Origin of the sequence: Massilia aurea (assembly GCF_024753205.1) — a bacterium.
In the GTDB taxonomy this organism is placed as follows: domain Bacteria; phylum Pseudomonadota; class Gammaproteobacteria; order Burkholderiales; family Burkholderiaceae_D; genus Telluria; species Telluria aurea.
Genome location: NZ_JANUGZ010000046.1, coordinates 1 through 317 on the forward strand (window position 1 = coordinate 1; position 317 = coordinate 317).

Annotated in this window: 1 protein-coding gene; it reads left to right on the forward strand. The window is 58.0% G+C overall.

Translation table 11 applies throughout. From position 1 onward, the window contains the following. Nucleotides 1-317, forward strand: a 317-nt coding sequence (locus NX775_RS23975; protein WP_258838262.1) for an AMP-binding protein, incomplete at both ends; no start/stop codon positions are given.

The following is a 317-nucleotide window of genomic DNA, read 5'->3' on the forward strand; positions in this document are numbered from 1 at the left end:
TTCCTGTCCTGTTCTTAGACTCCCCCGAGACAGACGACTGGCCCGACCAAGACCCTGTCGTGCCCAGCCTGCAAACGCACCACCTGGCTTACGTGATTTATACCTCGGGCTCGACCGGCAAACCCAAGGGCGTCATGGTCGAACATGCTCAAGTCACGCAATTGTTAGCCGCGACCCGGGACAAGTTCAGCTTTGGCGCACAGGATATCTGGACCCTGTTCCATTCGTTCGCCTTCGACTTCTCGGTCTGGGAAATCTTCGGTGCTTTGCTCCACGGTGGCCGTCTGGTCGTGGTGCCCATACTGTGTGCGCAATCG